Here is a 17,921-nt window from a genome sequence, read left to right on the forward strand (position 1 = left end):
GGGCTTGTTATGAAAAAAGATAAATACCATATTATATTAATCGTTTCACTGATTTTCCTATTTGCTGTATCAAATATTCTACTTTTATCCTTGGGTGAATCTTCCCGAAATATTGCGATTAATTTATTGTCAGGTATTGCTTTTGTTCCTATCGAAGTTTATGCAACAGTTTTTCTATTAGAGCGATTCTTAAACAGAAGAGATCGATTACTGGAAGAAATCAGAGAAGATTCAGATTACTTTTCAATCGGGGAAGAGGCGCAGGAACAATTAATCTGGTCAATTAAACACGGATTACTCGAAAATTTTGTAGGTTCTGTTGACGATGTTGATAAAGCCTTTGAAGAATTGTATCAAAAAAGGGTTGAAATCTTAACGCCTGAATTTTGGCATAAAGGTCTGCTTAAAGAGCATCTATTGCTTTCTTCCAACAAATACATGATTAACGAAGATCGTATAAAGTCAAATGATCTAACAGCTTTGGAACTATCTACTGAAGTTGGCGAGTATATTACTGGAGAAATTACTGAATTTTATGCCATTTATCTGAAATTTATCCCCTTAGATATTTTCAAAGAATTTCACGGAATTTATAAAGCTTTGGAGTTGAGTATTATTTTTAGTGATAATCCCTATGTATTTCAAACAAAGCAGCAATTAATTCAAAAGCAAAAAGAAAAAACACTTGACGCAAATGATTGTTCTGAGTTAGCAAGAATTTCTCAGCAATTGATTGCCTCTATTCATCAACATCTAAAACAGATTGAACAGATGACACATGATTATTTTGCTGAAGTTGAACAACTTGAAAACAAAAACTGATTTTCGATTTTAAATCGGGGTTAATTTAGAATTGTTAATAATTTCGGCGTGATTGTATGGAATTATTTTTCGCAAAGTCCTTTTTTTGTTAAAACACGAACAATAATAAGTTTTTTGAGTTTCAAAGTTAATATTTTGTTGAAATGGAATTGTTACTACTTTATACTTTAAAAGTATTCATCGGCGAAGCACAGGGCACTTATTTTTATTCACGTATAAACTGCTGATGAAATTTTTAGCAAAGAGGAGAGTAACAAATTCATGGAAAAGTTTTTCAAGTTAAAGGAAAACAAAACAAACGTTTCAACTGAAATGATGGCAGGGATCACAACATTTTTTGCGATGAGTTATATTTTATTTGTAAACCCATCAATCCTTTCTCAGACTGGAATGCCATTTCAAGCCGTATTTTTAGCGACAATTATTGCTTCAATTATTGGTACGCTAATTATGGGACTATTTGCAAACGTTCCTTATGCGCAAGCACCTGGAATGGGTTTAAATGCATTTTTTACTTTTACTGTGGTATTTGGATTAGGATATACTTGGCAACAAGCTCTAGCAATGGTTTTTATCTGCGGATTAATTAATGTTTTGATTACTGTGACGAAAATTCGAAAGTTGATTATTAAAGCAATTCCAGAAAGTTTACAACATGCTATAGGCGGAGGTATTGGAATATTTGTAGCCTATGTTGGGATTAAGAATGCCAGACTATTAGAATTTACTGTTCAAGCTGAACCTAACAATGGTATTGTTAATGGTGATAGCATTGTCCCAGGATTAGGGAATTTCAATAACCCTGAGATTATACTTGCAGTTATTGGTTTAGTTATTACAGCAGTATTAGTGGTATTAAACGTTCGGGGAGCTATTTTAATTGGGATTGTGACAACTACAATCATTGGTATTCCACTGGGTGTAGTAAATGTCTCGTCAATTAATTGGCAAGAAAATTCTTTAGGGAGTTCCATTAACGAATTAGGAACAACTTTTGGTGCAGCGTTTGGAACCAATGGAATGCAATCATTGTTTAGTGATGCATCAAAAATTCCTCAAGTCATCATGACTATTATTGCGTTTAGTTTATCTGATACATTCGATACAATCGGGACATTTATCGGTACTGGTCGCAGAACAGGAATTTTCTCTAAAGAAGATGAACTTGCACTTGAAGATAGTAAAGGTTTTTCAACAAAAATGGATAAAGCCTTATTTGCAGATGCAGTTGCGACATCCATTGGTGCTGTTTTTGGTACGTCTAATACGACAACATATGTCGAAAGTGCTGCAGGGATTGGCGCCGGCGGAAGAACTGGCTTGACTTCAGTGGTTGTTGCCGTGATGTTTGCATTAAGTAGTTTGTTATCACCACTAATTGCTATTGTCCCAGCGCAAGCCACTGCTCCAGCCTTGATTTTAGTCGGGGTTATGATGTTGGCATCGTTTAAAGATATTAACTGGATTGATTTAGAAGAAGCTGTTCCCGCGTTCTTTGCTTCAGTTTTCATGGGTTTATGTTATAGCATCTCATACGGAATCGCTGTTGGTTTTATATTCTATGCAATTGTAAAAGTGGCGAAAGGTAAAATTAGTGAAATTTCACCAATTCTTTGGATCGTTAACGCATTGTTTATTTTAAACTTTGTTATCTTAGCTATTTTATAGATAGAAAAATAAGAACTGCCTAGTCGCAAAACATCTGCTGAGTAGGTAGTTTTTTTGTGTTTTTATTATATGAATACGATATCATAAAAATATTTTTTTGAGAGATTGTTAATTTTGGAGTATAGTTAATAGTGAAGAACTTGTGAGGTGTGTATGTAAATGAAAATTGATTGGAAAAAGAACTTGATGGTTGCGTGGCTAGGTTGTTTTTTCACAGGTGCGAGTATTAGTTTAGTAATGCCTTTTATTCCTGTTTACGTAGAACAGTTGGGAACACCTAAAAGTCAGGTTGAGCTATTTTCTGGATTAGCAATTTCTGTCACTGCTTTTGCTGCGGCTATTGTGGCTCCGATTTGGGGGAATCTAGCTGACAGAAAAGGTCGGAAGTTGATGATGATTCGGGCTGCTGCGGGAATGACAATTACAATGGGTTCATTAGCTTTTGTGCCTAATGTATATTGGCTGTTAATTATGCGTTTTTTTAATGGCATACTTTCTGGTTACATTCCGAATGCTACTGCAATGATCGCTTCACAAGCGCCAAAAGAAAAAAGCGGTTGGGCTCTTGGAACACTTTCAACTGGAGCAATTGCCGGTAATTTGATTGGCCCATCATTTGGCGGAGCTTTAGCACAGTGGTTTGGTATGGAAAATGTATTTATTATCACGGGCGTTGTTTTGATGATTACGACCTTATTGACAATTTTTATGGTAAAAGAAGATTTTCAACCAGTTGAGAAAAAAGACTTGTTAAGTACCAAAGAAATATTCTCGAAAATGGATCATGTTTCTATTTTAATTGGATTGTTTGTTACCACATTAATTTTACAAATAGGTGTGACAAGTATTAGTCCTGTTTTAACCTTGTATATTCGCTCATTAAGCAGTAATACAGGAAATATCTTATTTGTTAGTGGTTTGATTGTTTCAGTTGCCGGCGTTTCAGCAGTGATTTCTTCACCAGTTCTTGGAAAATTAGGCGATCGAATTGGGAATCATAAAGTTTTATTGGCAGGCTTAGTCTTATCTTTAATTTGTTATATCCCCATGGCCTTTGTTCAAACGCCTTTTCAACTGGGCTTACTAAGATTTTTCTTAGGCTTCTCAACAGGAGCGTTAATGCCTTCTATTAATACGTTGATTAGTAAAATTACGCCTACAGAAGGTGTCAGTCGAGTTTACAGCTATAATCAAATGTTCAGTAATTTTGGGCAAGTTTTAGGTCCAATGGTAGGTTCAACCGTTGCGCATAGTATGGGCTATAGTGCAGTTTTTCTTGTTACTGCTTGTTTTGTTTTAGGAAATGTCTTCCTATCATTGTTTAATTTTCGCAAAATTTTAAATAAAAGACTCTAAACAGTTGAAAACATAAAAAAACCAGTTACAATGTTTGTAGTAACTGGTTTTTCTTTAATAGTAAAATAACAATTAGTTTGATTTAGATTTTGGACAAATAAAAAGGCAGAAGCTGCTCTAATAAAAAGCCAAAACTTCTGTCTAATCGCTTTTGTGTTACTCAACACTTTTAGTTGTTTCTTTTTTTGGTAATGCAAATTGACCTATCAATAGGATAATCACACCAGTAGCTAAAGATAAAATAGTTGTTAACATGAAATCATAAGAACCGCTATTTAAAGCACCACCGATATAGCCAACTACTTGTCCTAGTAAAAAGGACCACAACAATACAAGAATGTAACGCATGGACTGCACCTCTTTTCAAGCTTTAGTTTAGCACATTTTTCTTAAATGTAAAGAATTTGACCGTTACATTTTTCATTAAAAAACTACTAATTTGTAAAGGAGATATTCTATGCCTTTTCCACAATTATATACAATTACAGCCTATTCGTTATTATCCAGTACGATTCGGATTAAAGAACTCGTTGCACAAGCAAAAAAATTAGGTTATAGCTCTTTAGGAATTGCAGATATTAACGTATTGCATGGAGCTGTCGAATTTTTTGAAGCTTGTAAACAAGCTGATATAAAGCCAATTATTGGTTTAACTTTAGAATATACACCTGTGAAATCGGAGCAGTCTGCAAAAATAATTCTATATGCAAAAGATTTAACCGGCTACCAAAACTTAATGAAAATTTCCAGTGCAAAAATGACAAGCAGCAATGTTTTTTATTTAGAAACTATCAAGGAATATTTACCTCATTTATTCGCAGTAATGCCTTCTGATACTGGTGAAATTGCTTATACATTTAAAAGAAACAAAATAGAAGCAGCGGAAGCTTTAACTCACTTAAGCAATTCATTTGACCCGGAATCATTTTTTGTTGGAGCCTCTTTTACCAGCAATCCTAAAACAGATCCTGAACTCTTCCAATTTTATCTAGAAAACGAACAAGCAACAGTTACGTTTCAAGAAACTCGTTATTTAAATCGGGAAGATGGTTTCGCCTTACAAGTGTTGGCTCATATAGACGAGGGGCAGCAAATGACAATTAACGCCAATGAACCAACACAAATTGAAGGCCCTTTTTATCTTAGAAACCAACAGGATGCTGCAGAGCAACTGCTGGCATTAACAAGTGAACAGGCAGTTGAGAATGCAGATGTGATCGCAAAAAATTGTTCTGTAGAAATTCCATTACATCAACGATTATTACCCCACTATCCTGTTCCGGAAAATAAACTGGCTGGAGACTATTTAAAAGAATTATGTTATCAGAAGTTACCTGAAAGAGTTACAGAATTAACCTCTGAATATGAAGCACGTTTAGCTAAAGAATTAGATATCATTCATACTATGGGGTTCGATGACTACTTTTTAATTGTGTGGGATGTGATGGCTTTTGCTCATGAGCGTAAAATTGTGACTGGTGCCGGTCGAGGATCTGCTGCTGGATCATTAGTTTCTTATGTCTTATCGATAACAGATGTTGACCCGATAAAATATGATTTACTTTTTGAGCGATTCTTGAACCCGGAGAGACATTCCATGCCGGATATTGATTTAGATATTCCTGATAATCGCCGAGAAGAGGTCTTATTATATGTTCGTGAAAAATACGGACATAATCATATGGCGCAAATTGCTACGTTTGGTACGATGGCTGCTAAAATGGTTTTAAGAGACGTAGCTCGTGTATTCGGGCTTTCTCAAAGTGAATCTAATCGCTGGTCAGCTGCTGTTCCTAATGCGCTAAAAATGACTCTTAAAACAGCTTTTGCTGAATCAAAAAAATTAGTTGAGCTGGTGAATTCTTCTGAAAGTAACAAGCTGCTTTTTGATACAGCATTGCGTTTGGAAGGTTTGCCGCGCCATGTTTCTACCCATGCTGCTGGTGTAGTAATCAGTGACAAAAACTTATTGGATTTAGTTCCTCTGCAACCAGGCTCTAACGACATCTTTCTTACACAATTCACAATGAATGATGTTGAAAAAATCGGTTTACTTAAAATGGACTTTTTGGGATTGAGAAATCTTTCAATTATTGATAATACACTCAAGTCTGTTAAACGGATTAATCAAGAAGAGATCATTTTAAATCAAATACCATTGAATGATGAAGCAACACTCGCTCTTTTTAGACGCGGTGAAACAAGTGGTGTTTTTCAGTTTGAATCAGCCGGTATTCGAAATGTGCTAAGAAAATTAGGACCGACGAGTATTGAAGATATAGCGGCAGTGAATGCATTGTATCGCCCTGGACCAATGCAGAACATCGATTTATTTATTCGAAGAAAAAAAGGCTTGGAAGCTATTGACTATCCAGATCCGATTCTAGAACCAATTTTAAAAAATACTTATGGCGTAATTGTTTACCAAGAACAAATTATACAAGTTGCTTCTCAAATGGCTGGCTTTAGTTTAGGTCAAGCGGATATTTTAAGACGAGCTGTCAGCAAAAAGAAAAAAGATATTCTAGATGAAGAGCGTAAACATTTCGTGTCTGGTGCACTGGAACAAGGACATAGTGAAGCCGTAGCGACAACTATTTATGATTATATAGAACGTTTTGCTGATTACGGATTTAACCGATCACATGCGTTTGCGTATTCATTCATCGGTTTTCAAATGGCTTATCTTAAGGTTCATTACCCAGGAGCTTTTTATACAGCGATTCTCCATTCTGTCAGACATAATCCAAACAAAATCAAAGAATATATCGGAGAAGCTCGTAAAAATAAAATGACCATTCTTCAGCCATCAATTAATGCAAGCCAATATAGCTTCTACTTAAAAGATGAAAAACAAATTATGTTTGGTTTTAGCTCATTGAAAGGCATCCGTCGAGATTTTATTCAAAACATTTTAGATGAGCGGAAAGAACGCGGCATATTTCAATCGTTTGAACAGTTTTTATTAAGAATTGACCGCAAATGGTTAAAAGTTGAAAATATCGAACCGCTAATTGCTATTGGAGCATTTGATGAACTACAGCCCAATCGTCGACAATTAGCTGATAGCCTAGATAGCGAAATTCAAAATATTGTTTATAGCGGCGGCAGCATGGATCTGCTGGAAGACACGTTGAAGTTAAAAAAAATCACAGTGCCTGATTATTCTCTAGAAGAAAAATTAGAGCAAGAAGAGCAGTACCTTGGGGTCTATTTATCGGGACATCCAACTGAAGAATTCAAAAAAACTAAAATTGCCAAACAAGTAACTTTAATCACTGATATTGTTGAAAAACAAAGTGTTCGGTTATTAATTTACGTGAAAGATATTCGGGTGATTCGAACGAAAAAAGGCGAACAAATGGCTTTTGTTGAAGGAGATGATCTAACAGGTTCACTCTCGTTAACCTTATTTCCGACAGTTTATCGAACGCTCCGCCAGAATGTAGAGAAAAACCAAGTTTACTACGTAGAAGGTAAAGTTGAAAAAAGTAATTATAATCAAGAACTGCAACTTTTGGTAAATAGAATAGAAAAAGCTAGTGATATAGAAAAAATGATTAGTGCAACAACTTGTTATTTGAAAATTTCAGAAGAAAAAGATCAAAAAGAGATATTACAGCATGTCCATGAGGTCATTCAAGCTAACAAGGGACAGACTCCTGTCATTCTATACTTTGAAAAAGATCAGAAAAAATTAGTCCTAGGTGAAGAAAACTGGGTGCTTGATTCGGAAGAAGTCAAAGTAGAATTAAAAGCAATTTTAGGCGATGAAAATGTTGTTTTCAAATGATTTACGGTAAAAAATACTAATTGTTTTCATCTTTTTCAACTTTTTCTTCTTAAATCAAGACATTTTGCACTATTAATGGTAAAATGAGTGACGTAATATTTTTGAGTATTAATAACTGTGACAAAATCTGTTACAGCTTAAAAGTATATTATTATGAGGTGAAAGAACGAATGAAACGTATCGGTATTTTAACCAGTGGGGGAGACGCCCCAGGAATGAACGCTGCAATTCGTGCAGTGGTGCGTAAAGGTATTTTTGACGGAATCGAAGTTTATGGGATCAACTACGGTTTTGCTGGTTTAGTAGCAGGTGACATTCGCCGTTTAGATATCGCTGATGTTGGTGACAAAATCCAACGCGGCGGAACTTTCCTATATTCGGCTCGTTATCCAGAATTTGCAACAGAAGAAGGACAATTAAAAGGTATCGAACAATTGAAAAAATTCGGTATTGAAGGTTTAGTTGTCATCGGTGGTGATGGATCTTATCATGGAGCGATGGCTTTAACAAAACGTGGATTTCCTGCTGTAGGAATTCCTGGAACAATTGACAATGATATTCCTGGAACTGACTTTACAATCGGTTTTGATACAGCGATCAATACAGTTTTAGAATCAATTGACCGTATTCGTGATACAGCGACTTCACACGTACGCACATTCGTGATTGAGGTAATGGGACGCGGAGCAGGCGATATCGCTCTTTGGTCTGGTGTTGCTGGCGGTGCAGATGAAATCATCATTCCAGAACATGATTTTGACATGGCTAATGTTGCAAAACGCATCAGAGACGGCCGTGATCGTGGTAAAAAGCATTGCTTAATTATTTTGGCTGAAGGTGTTATGGGCGGAAATGAATTCGCTGATAAATTATCTGAACATGGCGATTTCCATACTCGCGTATCTATTTTAGGTCACGTTGTTCGTGGCGGATCACCAAGTGCACGCGACCGCGTATTGGCAAGTAAATTTGGTTCTTATGCTGTTGAACTATTAAAAGCAGGTAAAGGCGGATTATGTATCGGTATGCTTGATAATCAAGTCGTTTCAGCTGATATTGTTGATACATTAGAAAACCATAAACACAAACCTGACTTATCACTTTATGATTTAAATCAAGAGATCTCTTTTTAAGCATTTTTGAAAAGTAACCTTGAGGAAAATAGATATTTTCACATATGTATAAACAAAAATGGAATAGGAGCGTTTGGTAATGAAAAAAACGAAAATCGTATGTACGATCGGACCAGCTAGTGAAACAGTTGATATGCTAGTAAACTTAATGAATGAAGGAATGAATGTTTGCCGTTTGAACTTCTCACATGGTGATTTTGAAGAGCATGGTAATCGTATCAAAAATATCCGCGAAGCTGCAAAAATTACAGGGAAACGTGTGGCTATCTTACTAGATACTAAAGGTCCAGAAATCCGTACAAACGAAATGGAAAATGGCGCTATCACTTTAAAAACTGGTGATACTGTTAGACTTTCTATGACAGAAGTTTTAGGAACAAACGAAAAATTCTCAATTACTTACCCAGAATTAATTAACGACGTAAACGTTGGTTCTCATATTCTTTTAGATGATGGATTAATTGATTTAGAAGTTACTGATATTGATCGTGGTGCAAACGAAATCGTTACTGAAATTAAAAACGAAGGCGTATTAAAAAATAAAAAAGGCGTAAACGTTCCTGGCGTTTCTGTAAACCTTCCTGGTATTACAGAAAAAGATGCTGCTGATATCCGTTTTGGGATTGAACAAGGCGTTGACTTTATCGCTGCAAGTTTCGTTCGTCGTGCAACAGACGTTCTAGAAATCACTAAAATTCTTGAAGAAGAAAATGCTACACACATCCAAATCATTCCTAAAATTGAAAACCAAGAAGGTATCGATAACATCGATGAAATCTTGAAAGTTTCTGATGGTTTAATGGTTGCTCGTGGTGACATGGGTGTTGAAATTCCAACAGAAGATGTTCCTGTTGTCCAAAAAGAATTAATCAAAAAATGTAACGCTTTAGGTAAACCAGTTATTACTGCTACACAAATGTTGGATTCTATGCAACGTAATCCTCGTCCAACACGTGCGGAAGCAAATGACGTTGCTAATGCTATTTATGACGGAACAGATGCAGTAATGCTTTCAGGTGAAACAGCAGCTGGGGATTATCCTCTTGAGGCAGTTCAAACAATGGCTCGTATTGCTGTTCGTACAGAAGAAGCATTAATCAACCAAGATTCATTCGCGTTGAAACTATACAGCAAAACAGATATGACAGAAGCAATTGGTCAATCAGTTGGACATACTGCACGTAATTTAGGTATTCAAACAATTGTTGCAGCGACAGAATCTGGTCACACTGCACGTATGATCTCTAAATATCGTCCAAAAGCGCATATTGTAGCGATTACTTTCACAGAACAAAAAGCACGTAGCCTATCATTATCTTGGGGTGTATATGCAACCGTTGCTGAAAAACCATCAAGCACTGATGAAATGTTCAGTTTAGCAACTCATGTTTCTCAAGAAGAAGGTTTTGCGAGCGAAGGTGATTTAATCATCATTACTGCTGGTGTTCCAGTTGGTGAAAAAGGTACTACAAACTTAATGAAGATTCAAATGATCGGTTCAAAATTAGTTCAAGGTCAAGGGATTGGCGAAGCTTCAGTTATTGCTAAAGCAGTTGTTGCTAAAACAGCTGAAGAAGCAGTTGCAAATGCAACTGAAGGTTCTGTATTAGTTGTTAAAACAACAGACAAAGATTATATGCCGGCAATTGAAAAAGCTATTGCATTAGTTGTTGAAGAAGGTGGTTTAACTTCTCATGCGGCTGTTGTAGCAATTGCTAAAGATATTCCAGTTATTGTTGGAGCTGCTGATGCAACAAACCTAATCAACAACGATGAGCTAATCACTGTTGATCCTCGTCGTGGTATTGTATACCGTGGCGCAACAACAGCAATCTAAATAGGACACATTATATATTAAAAAGAGTAGAAATAAATCATGCAAATTGATTTATTTCTATTCTTTTTTATCTCTTGTGAACAAATTTTCAAGATCATAGAACATTTTCTTAAAAATTCTTTTAAAACGATTTCATACATGGTAAACTATAAATGTGACTTACTATAAAAATAGGAGTGATAAAATGAAAGCAGCTGTTGTAACAAAAGAAAGTAATGGGAAAGTTGAAATTAAAGACTTAGATCTACGTCCACTCGAAGCAGGTGAAGCATTGGTTGATGTAGAGTATTGTGGCGTTTGTCATACTGATTTACACGTAGCGCATGGTGACTTTGGTGAAGTGCCGGGCCGCGTGATTGGGCATGAAGGTATTGGGAATATTAAAGAAGTTGCTCCGGATGTTAAAAACTTAAAAGTGGGGGATCGTGTTAGTATTGCATGGTTCTTTGAAGGATGCGGTACATGTGAATACTGTACAACTGGTCGTGAAACGTTCTGCCGCGATGTAAAAAATGCTGGTTTCTCTGTGGATGGTGCCATGGCAGAACAATGTATCGTTAAAGCGAACTATGCAGTTAAAGTTCCAGAAGGATTAGATCCAGCACAAGCCAGTAGTATTTCTTGTGCAGGTGTTACTTGTTATAAAGCGATTAAAGTATCTGATGTAAAACCAGGACAATGGATCGCAATTTATGGTATTGGAGGGTTAGGGAACCTAGCTATTCAATATGCAAAAAATGTCTTTAATGCAAAAGTTATTGCTGTGGATATTAATGATGATAAATTAGCGTTTGCCAAAGAATTAGGTGCAGATTTAGTTTGTAATCCGCTAACTGTTGGTGATGCAGGTCAATGGATTCAAGAACAAGTTGGCGGAGCTCATGCAGCAGTTGTAACAGCTGTTTCAAAAGTTGCCTTCAATCAAGCCGTTAACTCAGTGCGCGCGGCAGCAAAAGTTGTTGCAGTTGGTTTACCGCCAGAAACAATGGATTTAGAAATTGTTAAAACAGTTTTAGACGGTATCCAAATTGTCGGATCACTTGTAGGTACTCGCAAAGACTTAGAAGAAGCATTCCAATTTGGTGCAGAAGGCAAAGTAGTTCCGGTTGTTGAAACACGTTGTTTGCATGAAGTCAATGATATCTTTGAAGAGATGGAACAAGGAAAAATCAAAGGTAGAATGGTTGTCGACTTAAAGAAAAAATAGTAAAAAATAAGTAGCTAGCTCAATTTTTTTGAGCTAGCTACTTTAGGGTTATTTTGGATATACTGCAAATCGTTCATTTTTTAAGGAGATAATCTGAATAGGCTCGGCATAAAAATCAGCTAGTTTTGCCTCGTCAAATAGTTCACCTTGCTTTCCTTTTGCAAAAATTTCACCATCTTTTAAAAGCATTAAATGATTAAAACAAGGCAGAATTTCTTCCGTATGGTGGGTCACATAAAGCAACGTAGGGTGTTTATCTTGTTTAGCAATCTGTTGGATTTGCATCAGCAATTTTTCTCTAGCAAACAAGTCTAAACCATTACAAGGTTCATCTAAAATGAGTAATTCTGGATTAGTCATTAATGCTCTAGAAATCAACACTAGCTGCCGCTCACCTTGAGATAATACATCGTATCTTTTTCCGATTAATGACTCGCCGCCAGCATCTATTAAAATTTGTTTTGCGTGCGCTAATTCTGCTTCTGTATAACTTTGATATAATCCGATACTTGCAAATTTACCTGAAAGAACAATTTTTTCAGCAGTTTCCCAATTCTTCATGCGATATTGTAATGCTGTGCTAACCCAGCCGATTCTGCGTTGCAATTCTGGAATAGAATCCTGTCCAAATACTTGTCCTAAAACTTCTAATCTACCGCTAGAAGGCCAAAGATAGCCGCAAATTAATTGCAAAAGCAATGTTTTTCCAGCACCATTTAGGCCGAGAATCGCCCAATTTTCTGATGCATTTACTTTCCAGTTTACGTTATTTAACAATGTTTTCTTATCCCGAATAAAAGAGACATTTTTAAATTCAAATGCTTTCATAAAACTCCTCCTTTTCTTTATTCTACCATTAAAAATAAATTATAAAATAAAATAACCTGAAAAAATCTGAAAGAAGAAAATACTGTCAAGAAAATTTCATTGACAAAGCTTTCATACCCCTGTATAATTGCTTTTGTTGCTTAGAGGTGATGAATATGAAATGGTCTTTACTAGAATTAAACAAATATAAAGACAAACCGTGTGAATTTTCAGAGACATTAGATTTAAAAGAGTCGCTGATACAAAGAGATAATCTGATCCTAGATGTTAGTCCGGTTAAAGTAACTGGGATTTTGACAGTAGGAAAGGACGAGTATTTAATTCATTATAAAATTGATGTTATTGTAACAGTTCCATCTTCACGTTCTTTAACACCTGTTCCGCTTGCGCTAACAATTAATGTGGACGAATTATTTATGACTTCTGAACAATATCAGCGTAAAGATGAACGTTTGCCTGAGGAAGAAATTATTTTGTTGGAAAAACCAACAATTGATTTAGATGAATCAGTCGAAGACAATATTTTATTGTCGATTCCTCTACAAGTACTATCTGAAGAAGAACAAGACAGTCAGGATATGCCTAAGGGTGATGATTGGGAAGTTTTATCTGAAGAAACATATTTGCAAAAGAGGCAAGAAGAAGCACAACAAATTACGGATCCTCGTCTTGCTAAACTATCCGAATTATTCAGTGAAACACCTGATGAAAGTGATGAGCAGTAAGATTGGAATATATTGTGCATGTATTTGCACACATCTTTACAAGGAGGTGGAACACCAATGGCAGTACCAGCTAGAAGAACTTCGAAAGCTAAAAAGGCAAAACGTCGTACTCATTACAAATTAACAATCAAAGGTTTGAATGCATGTTCAAACTGTGGCGAAATGAGAAAAAGCCACCACGTATGTCCAGCATGTGGTCATTATGATGGAAAAGACGTAATATCTAAAGAAGCATAAAACATTTTTTGAAAATGTTAAAATACCCTAGGCTAACCATGGAGCCTAGGGTATTTATTTTTATACAAAATTAGGGAATAAGTTAGATCATCGAAAATAGAAAAAGATAAATGGATTTTTCGAACTATTTTTGTTTTCATATCAAGCATTCTACGTTATAATAATGTAGATTATAAGAAAATTCTAATGAAATTTCTTTTCAAAGATAGTAGGAGGACACAACATGACAAAACAACAATTTGGCGTAGTCGGAATGGCCGTAATGGGGAAAAATTTAGCATTGAATATCGAAAGTAGAGGATATACAGTTGCTCTATTTAATCGAACAGGTTCGAAAACAACAGCAGTTGTTGAAGAACATCCAGATAAAAACTTTAAAGCGACTTATACAATTGAAGAATTTGTCGACTCTATTGAAAAACCACGTCGTATCATGTTGATGGTTCAAGCTGGTTTTGCAACTGATGCAACAATTCAAGAATTATTGCCGCATTTAGATAAAGGTGATATCTTGATTGACGGAGGGAACACTTTCTTTAAAGATACTATTCGTAGAAATGAAGAATTAGCTAATTCAGGCATCAACTTTATCGGAACTGGAGTTTCTGGCGGAGAAGAAGGTGCGCTGAAAGGACCTTCAATTATGCCAGGTGGACAAAAAGAAGCGTATGAATTAGTTGCTCCAATTTTAGAAAAGATTTCTGCCAAAGCAGAAGATGGTGAAGCATGTGTGACTTACATTGGTCCTAATGGTGCTGGTCACTATGTAAAAATGGTCCATAATGGGATCGAATATGGTGATATGCAATTAATTGCAGAGTCATATGATTTAATGAAAAATATTCTTGGTTTATCAGTTGATGAAATGGCTGAGATTTTTAAAGAATGGAATCAAGGTGAGTTAGACAGTTACTTGGTTGAGATTACAGCAGATATTCTAACACGTAAAGACGATGAAGGAACAGGCAAACCGATTGTTGATGTTATTATGGATGCTGCCGGTAATAAAGGAACAGGTAAATGGACGAGCCAAAGTGCTTTAGATTTAGGTGTGCCGTTACCATTAATTACAGAATCTGTATTTGCTCGTTTTATTTCTGCATATAAAGATGAACGTGTAAAAGCAAGTAAAGTTTTAGCTAAACCGGAGAATGTTTCTTATCAAGGTGATAAAGAAGAACTAGTTGAAAAAATCCGTGAAGCTCTCTATTTCAGTAAAATCATGAGTTATGCGCAAGGATTCGCACAATTGCGTGTGGCTTCTGAAGAATATGATTGGGATTTACCATTTGGCGAAATTGCTAAAATCTGGCGTGCTGGCTGTATCATCCGCGCTCAGTTTTTACAAAAAATCACTGATGCCTATGAAAAAAATCCTAAAATTGAAAACTTGTTATTAGATGAATACTTTACCGACATCACAAAAAGATACCAACAAGCTGTTCGTGATGTGGTCTCAATTGCTGTACAAGCGGGTGTCCCAGTACCAACATTTGCTTCAGCAATTGCCTACTATGATTCTTATCGTTCAGAGCGCTTGCCTGCAAATATTATTCAAGCACAAAGGGATTATTTTGGCGCACACACATATCAACGTACAGATAAAGAAGGAACCTATCATTACAGTTGGTATAACGAAGAATAATATGTTTGAAGACCATGGGATTTTAAAGATTCTCATGGTTTTCTTTCTTTTTATATACAAATATGTAGATTTGTAAGGAATAATTAAGTTGCTGCTAGCTTTTTAAAAGAAAAATGGGTATAATGGGTAGGCTTTAAGATAGCTTTTAAAGAGAAAGGACAAATAACCAATGAGTAATATTCTAATTATTGAAGATGAGAAGAACTTAGCACGTTTTGTTGAACTAGAGTTGAAGCATGAGGGCTATACTACAGAAGTTCACTACAATGGACGTACTGGTTTAGAAGCGGCTTTAAATAATGATTGGGATGCTATCCTTTTAGATTTGATGTTACCTGAATTAAATGGACTTGAAGTTTGTCGACGTGTGCGTCAGGTGAAAAATACACCAATCATCATGATGACAGCTCGTGATTCAGTAATTGATCGAGTATCTGGATTAGATCATGGAGCAGATGATTACATTGTTAAACCATTTGCAATAGAAGAATTATTAGCACGTTTACGCGCATTACTTCGCCGAATCGATATTGAAGGTGATAAAAACGTTGCAAAACAAACAACAATTACTTACCGTGACTTAACGATTGAAAAAGAAAATCGTGTAGTTCGCCGTAACTCCGAAATGATCGAATTAACAAAACGTGAATATGAACTATTATTAACTTTAATGGAAAATGTAAATGTTGTATTAGCCAGAGACGTACTTTTAAACAAAGTATGGGGCTATGAGACAGAAGTTGAAACAAATGTAGTAGATGTTTATATTCGCTATTTACGTAATAAAATTGATGTTCCAGGGGAAGAAAGCTACATTCAAACTGTTCGTGGGACAGGTTATGTGATGCGCTCGTGAAAACGATAAAAAAGAAAAGAAATGAAAACAAAGAACTGAAGGGGCCTTCCTTGACTATCAAGTGGGCTTCCGCAAGTTCTTTCTTCATATTTGCTGTATTTACAATATTTGCTGTTATCACTTATAAATCGTCGGTTAATCTTATAGTAGAAGAAGAACGGGAAAGTTTAGAAAGAACAGTTGCTGAAGTTGGCAATCGTTTGGCAAATGCAGGAGAAGATTTAACCGTATCTGAAGTCTACGATAAATTAAAGACTCCCACCATTGATATTAATGATTTAGATAGTAAAAAAGTTTCCGTTGAAGGTTCATTATTGGAGATGGACAGCATGTTGTCAGAATTAGGAGAACCTGCACTTTTTCTAACCGTCTATAATACAAGTGGTACTCTTATTTTCGAAACACAAAAAGGACAAAGCGAATTAATTGGTAAAGAAAAACAAGCAGCTGAAATTCGAACTCTGAACGATAAGACTGGTTTTTTAATGATCCAACCAGTCTATTCTAAAGAAACAAGGGAACAAATAGGTTTCATTCAAGCTTTTTTTGAATTATCTTCATTTTATGATATAAGAAACCGTTTGTTATTAACGCTGATTATCTTAGAAATTATCTCATTTATTTTAAGTAGCATTCTTGGCTTTATTTTATCCTCTTATTTCTTAAAACCATTAAAAGTTCTAAGAGATACGATGGATACAATCCGAAAAGATCCGCAATCGGATATTCATATGCCAGATATTCATTCTAATGATGAGTTAGCTGATCTTGCTGAGATATTTAATGAAATGTTAGACCGGATGCGACGTTATATTGAACAACAAGAACAATTTGTAGAAGATGTTTCCCACGAATTGAGAACACCTGTTGCGATTATTGAAGGTCATTTAAATCTATTGAATCGCTGGGGCAAAGAAGACCCTGAAATTTTGGATGAATCGCTTGAAGCTAGTTTGCAAGAAATTGTCCGCATGAAGAGTCTTGTGCAAGAAATGCTCGATTTATCAAGAGCAGAACAAGTAGATGTTCAATATTCAAATCATACAACAAATGCAAAACAAGTAGTTTATCAAGTCTTTAATAATTTTAAGATTCTGTATCCAGATTTCGTCATCACGCTGGATGATGATTTACTCCATGAAGTAACTCTTGGGATTTATCGTAATCATTTTGAACAATTGTTGATTATCATATTAGATAACGCAGTAAAATATTCTACAACGCGCAAAGAAGTTCACATTTCAATATCTAAAACACTAAATGAATTTGAAATTGCTATTCAAGATTTTGGAGAAGGTATTCCAAAGGAAGATTTAGATAAGATTTTTAACCGTTTTTATCGTGTTGATAAGGCAAGAGCACGTAATAAAGGCGGAAATGGATTAGGTTTATCGATTGCAAAACAGCTAGTAGAAAACTACAAGGGCAGAATTGATGCTGAAAGTGTCGTTCATCAAGGGACGATATTTAGAATTTATCTTCCAATAGTAGAAAAAGATATTATGAAAGAATAGGGAAGGGTCTCCTTGTTCTTTTTTATTTAGCGAATATTCTTACAGAAAATCTTTTAAATGATCAATAAAAAGCGAATGCTAACATAGAGTTTTATCAATTCGTTCGTCAAGAAAAAAAAGGGAGGTAATTAGCCATTTTCTAGTTGCTTTTTATGATAAGTCTTGTTATATTTATAAATGTTCTAGACGAATGTAAATCAATCAAAAATAAAAAAACAAAAAATGTTTTTTTCTCTTGACGGATGTAATACAGACATGATAGAATAACAAAGCTGTTAAGCTTGAAGAGCAAAAAGAACT

Annotated in this window: 14 protein-coding genes; 12 read left to right on the top strand and 2 right to left on the bottom strand. The window is 35.4% G+C overall.

Annotation, left to right across the window (positions count from 1 at the left end; translation table 11 throughout):
• Positions 1-9: 9 nt before the first annotated feature.
• The 3 genes from C240_RS06055 to C240_RS06065 all read left to right on the top strand — a co-directional run bounded on the left by C240_RS06055 (position 10) and on the right by C240_RS06065 (position 3,846).
• A complete protein-coding gene (locus tag C240_RS06055; RefSeq protein WP_271492271.1) occupies positions 10-822 on the top strand; it encodes a hypothetical protein in 813 nt (270 codons plus the stop codon).
• A 261-nt stretch (positions 823-1,083) separates the two neighbouring features.
• Positions 1,084-2,490, top strand: coding sequence for an NCS2 family permease (locus C240_RS06060; protein ID WP_271492274.1), 1,407 nt, complete (start codon positions 1,084-1,086; stop codon positions 2,488-2,490).
• A 159-nt stretch (positions 2,491-2,649) separates the two neighbouring features.
• Positions 2,650-3,846 (top strand): multidrug efflux MFS transporter, encoded by a 1,197-nt coding sequence (locus tag C240_RS06065; protein ID WP_271492277.1) that lies wholly within the window; start codon positions 2,650-2,652, stop codon positions 3,844-3,846.
• Between the two features lie 156 nt (positions 3,847-4,002).
• On the opposite strand, the gene C240_RS06070 is transcribed toward C240_RS06065, so the two are convergent.
• Positions 4,003-4,194 (bottom strand): YjzD family protein, encoded by a 192-nt coding sequence (locus C240_RS06070; RefSeq protein ID WP_271492279.1) that lies wholly within the window; start codon positions 4,192-4,194, stop codon positions 4,003-4,005.
• A gap of 109 nt (positions 4,195-4,303) precedes the next feature.
• On the opposite strand from C240_RS06070, the gene dnaE reads away from it, so the two are divergent.
• The 4 genes from dnaE to adhP all read left to right on the top strand — a co-directional run bounded on the left by dnaE (position 4,304) and on the right by adhP (position 11,816).
• Positions 4,304-7,639: a DNA polymerase III subunit alpha gene (gene dnaE, locus C240_RS06075; protein WP_271492282.1), complete on the top strand. Its 3,336-nt coding sequence runs from the start codon at positions 4,304-4,306 to the stop codon at positions 7,637-7,639.
• Between the two features lie 170 nt (positions 7,640-7,809).
• On the top strand, positions 7,810-8,772 hold the full coding sequence (gene pfkA, locus C240_RS06080; protein ID WP_271492285.1) for a 6-phosphofructokinase: 963 nt from the start codon (positions 7,810-7,812) through the stop codon (positions 8,770-8,772).
• Positions 8,773-8,851: 79 nt separating this feature from the next.
• Positions 8,852-10,609, top strand: a complete 1,758-nt coding sequence (gene pyk / locus C240_RS06085; protein ID WP_271492288.1) for a pyruvate kinase — start codon at positions 8,852-8,854, stop codon at positions 10,607-10,609.
• A 184-nt stretch (positions 10,610-10,793) separates the two neighbouring features.
• Positions 10,794-11,816 carry an alcohol dehydrogenase AdhP gene (gene adhP, locus C240_RS06090; protein WP_271492291.1) on the top strand — a complete coding sequence of 341 codons (1,023 nt, stop codon included), beginning with the start codon at positions 10,794-10,796 and terminating at the stop codon, positions 11,814-11,816.
• 48 nt (positions 11,817-11,864) lie between these two features.
• Here the strand turns inward: adhP and C240_RS06095 are convergent, their stop codons facing one another.
• Positions 11,865-12,644 carry an ABC transporter ATP-binding protein gene (locus C240_RS06095; protein ID WP_271492294.1) on the bottom strand — a complete coding sequence of 260 codons (780 nt, stop codon included), beginning with the start codon at positions 12,642-12,644 and terminating at the stop codon, positions 11,865-11,867.
• A 155-nt stretch (positions 12,645-12,799) separates the two neighbouring features.
• On the opposite strand from C240_RS06095, the gene C240_RS06100 reads away from it, so the two are divergent.
• The 5 genes from C240_RS06100 (at position 12,800) to C240_RS06120 (ending at position 17,621) form a co-directional block, all read left to right on the top strand.
• Complete coding sequence (locus C240_RS06100; RefSeq protein WP_271492297.1) at positions 12,800-13,369, top strand: YceD family protein; 570 nt, start codon at positions 12,800-12,802, stop codon at positions 13,367-13,369.
• 57 nt (positions 13,370-13,426) lie between these two features.
• Positions 13,427-13,606, top strand: coding sequence for a 50S ribosomal protein L32 (gene rpmF, locus C240_RS06105; RefSeq protein WP_271492300.1), 180 nt, complete (start codon positions 13,427-13,429; stop codon positions 13,604-13,606).
• 223 nt (positions 13,607-13,829) lie between these two features.
• Positions 13,830-15,251, top strand: a complete 1,422-nt coding sequence (gene gndA / locus C240_RS06110) for an NADP-dependent phosphogluconate dehydrogenase (RefSeq protein WP_271492303.1) — start codon at positions 13,830-13,832, stop codon at positions 15,249-15,251.
• Positions 15,252-15,420: 169 nt separating this feature from the next.
• Entirely contained in the window at positions 15,421-16,107 is a 687-nt protein-coding gene (locus tag C240_RS06115; RefSeq protein WP_010765234.1) for a response regulator transcription factor, read from the top strand.
• Complete coding sequence (locus C240_RS06120; RefSeq protein WP_271492317.1) at positions 16,104-17,621, top strand: sensor histidine kinase; 1,518 nt, start codon at positions 16,104-16,106, stop codon at positions 17,619-17,621. Before C240_RS06115 ends, C240_RS06120 begins: the two co-directional genes overlap by 4 nt.
• Positions 17,622-17,921: the final 300 nt, after the last annotated feature.

It is taken from the genome of Enterococcus sp. 5H (genome assembly GCF_028128615.1).
GTDB lineage: Bacteria > Bacillota > Bacilli > Lactobacillales > Enterococcaceae > Enterococcus_L.

Bases quoted from the DNA above. Each gene is read 5' to 3' on its own strand.
- C240_RS06055 (WP_271492271.1), top strand. From the start codon at position 10: ATGAAAAAAGATAAATACCATATTATATTAATCGTTTCACTGATTTTC.
- C240_RS06060 (WP_271492274.1), top strand. From the start codon at position 1,084: ATGGAAAAGTTTTTCAAGTTAAAGGAAAACAAAACAAACGTTTCAACT.
- C240_RS06065 (WP_271492277.1), top strand. From the start codon at position 2,650: ATGAAAATTGATTGGAAAAAGAACTTGATGGTTGCGTGGCTAGGTTGT.
- C240_RS06070 (WP_271492279.1), bottom strand. From the start codon at position 4,194: ATGCGTTACATTCTTGTATTGTTGTGGTCCTTTTTACTAGGACAAGTA.
- dnaE (WP_271492282.1), top strand. From the start codon at position 4,304: ATGCCTTTTCCACAATTATATACAATTACAGCCTATTCGTTATTATCC.
- pfkA (WP_271492285.1), top strand. From the start codon at position 7,810: ATGAAACGTATCGGTATTTTAACCAGTGGGGGAGACGCCCCAGGAATG.
- pyk (WP_271492288.1), top strand. From the start codon at position 8,852: ATGAAAAAAACGAAAATCGTATGTACGATCGGACCAGCTAGTGAAACA.
- adhP (WP_271492291.1), top strand. From the start codon at position 10,794: ATGAAAGCAGCTGTTGTAACAAAAGAAAGTAATGGGAAAGTTGAAATT.
- C240_RS06095 (WP_271492294.1), bottom strand. From the start codon at position 12,644: ATGAAAGCATTTGAATTTAAAAATGTCTCTTTTATTCGGGATAAGAAA.
- C240_RS06100 (WP_271492297.1), top strand. From the start codon at position 12,800: ATGAAATGGTCTTTACTAGAATTAAACAAATATAAAGACAAACCGTGT.
- rpmF (WP_271492300.1), top strand. From the start codon at position 13,427: ATGGCAGTACCAGCTAGAAGAACTTCGAAAGCTAAAAAGGCAAAACGT.
- gndA (WP_271492303.1), top strand. From the start codon at position 13,830: ATGACAAAACAACAATTTGGCGTAGTCGGAATGGCCGTAATGGGGAAA.
- C240_RS06115 (WP_010765234.1), top strand. From the start codon at position 15,421: ATGAGTAATATTCTAATTATTGAAGATGAGAAGAACTTAGCACGTTTT.